Below are 1,288 nucleotides of genomic sequence, written 5' to 3'. Positions count from 1 at the left end.
GGTCCTGGTCGCCGGTTTGAGCGCCGGTCGCGAGGTCGAGCAGCAGGTGCACCACCTCGGCGGAGTCGACCGGCTGGCTCGGCACGTCGATGATGTGGGCCACCCCGTCGACGGTGCTCCACTGCAGCATCTGCCCGGCGAACTCGTGGAACTGCGTGGCCCGCAGCACCACCGGCCCCGGCGCGTGCTCACGGGTCGCGTCCTCGTGGGCGACCTTGGCGACGTAGTAGTCGTAGTCCGGGCTGCGGTCCGCGCCGACGATCGAGAGCACGACCGTACGGCGTACCCCCGCGGCCGTCGCCGCCCGGCCGAGGTTGGTCGCGGCGGCCGGGAAGAACGCCCCGGCGGTGTCCCGCGGCGCCGAGGTCACATCGACCACGGCCTCGACGCCGGCGAGCGCGCCCTCGAGGCCATCGGGAGCCAGCAGGTCGAGGCCGGCCGCCCGGGTGATCTCCACGACCTCGTGGCCCTGCTGGCGGGCCAGTGCGGCGAGCTGGGCGCCGATCAGGCCGGTGGCGCCGGCGATCGCGATCTTCATGGAGGACTCCTCGAATACTCGGATACAGATTGTCCTAGATCGTAGCCACCAACTCGGACAGTTTCCATCCACGTTTTCCCGTAGGGTGGCGGGATGAGGATGTCGGCCGGGGTCGAGTGGGCGGTGCACTGCTGCGTGGTGCTCAGCCAGGCCGAGGGGCCGGTGCCGGCGACCCGGCTCGCGGAGTTCCACGGCGTCTCGCGCACCTACCTGGCCAAGCACCTCCAGCAGCTCGCCAAGGCCGGGCTGATCGTCGCGACCGAGGGCAGGGTCGGCGGCTACGCGCTGACCCGGCCCGCAGCCGAGGTGAGCGTGCTCGACGTCGTGCTCGCGATCGAGGGGCGCGAGACCGCCTTCCAGTGCACCGAGATCCGCCAGAACGGGCCGCTCCCGGCCAGCCCCGAGAACTGCCGACGCGCCTGCGGCATCGCCCGGGTTATGTGGGCCGCCGAGCAGGCCTGGCGCGACTCGCTGGCGAACGTCACGATCGCCGACCTCGCCGCCGGAGTGGAGCGCGACACCGGACCGCGGACGTTCCCGGCGTTGCGCGGCTGGCTCGCCGGCCAGGCCTGAGGTCAGGACCTCAGCGCCGCCCAGGCCAGCGCGGCCAGGGCGCCTGTCGAGGTGATCGTGCGAGCGAGGTTCCACCGCGACCACGCCGTCTCGAAGTCGGCACGGGAGCCGCCGGCTGCCAGGGCGTCGTTGAGCGGCACGTTGGCGGCGGCCGTGATCGCCACGGTCCCGAGCGCG

3 protein-coding genes are annotated in these 1,288 nt (G+C 72.9%); 1 reads left to right on the top strand and 2 read right to left on the bottom strand.

Features of this window, described 5'->3' with window-relative positions; translation table 11 throughout:
- Nucleotides 1–538: SDR family oxidoreductase (locus Q0L15_RS21375; protein WP_296606771.1), on the bottom strand; the 538-nt coding region annotated here is incomplete at its 3' end.
- Between the two features lie 93 nt (nt 539–631).
- Between Q0L15_RS21375 and Q0L15_RS21370 the strand changes: the two genes are divergently transcribed.
- Nucleotides 632–1,111 carry an Rrf2 family transcriptional regulator gene (locus tag Q0L15_RS21370; RefSeq protein WP_296606769.1) on the top strand — a complete coding sequence of 160 codons (480 nt, stop codon included), beginning with the start codon at nt 632–634 and terminating at the stop codon, nt 1,109–1,111.
- Nucleotides 1,112–1,113: 2 nt separating this feature from the next.
- Here Q0L15_RS21370 and Q0L15_RS21365 read toward each other — a convergent pair whose 3' ends face one another.
- Nucleotides 1,114–1,251, bottom strand: a complete 138-nt coding sequence (locus Q0L15_RS21365) for a hypothetical protein (RefSeq protein ID WP_296606774.1) — start codon at nt 1,249–1,251, stop codon at nt 1,114–1,116.
- Nucleotides 1,252–1,288 lie beyond the last annotated feature (37 nt).

Origin of the sequence: Nocardioides sp. (genome assembly GCF_024509035.1) — a bacterium.
Taxonomy (GTDB): domain Bacteria; phylum Actinomycetota; class Actinomycetes; order Propionibacteriales; family Nocardioidaceae; genus Nocardioides.
Note: the sequence above shows the minus strand (reverse complement) of the source record. Positions and strands in the feature narration are given on the sequence as shown.

What these genes read in the sequence shown, in the direction of transcription:
- Q0L15_RS21370 (WP_296606769.1), top strand. Translation starts at nt 632, where the DNA reads ATGAGGATGTCGGCCGGGGTCGAGTGGGCGGTGCACTGCTGCGTGGTG.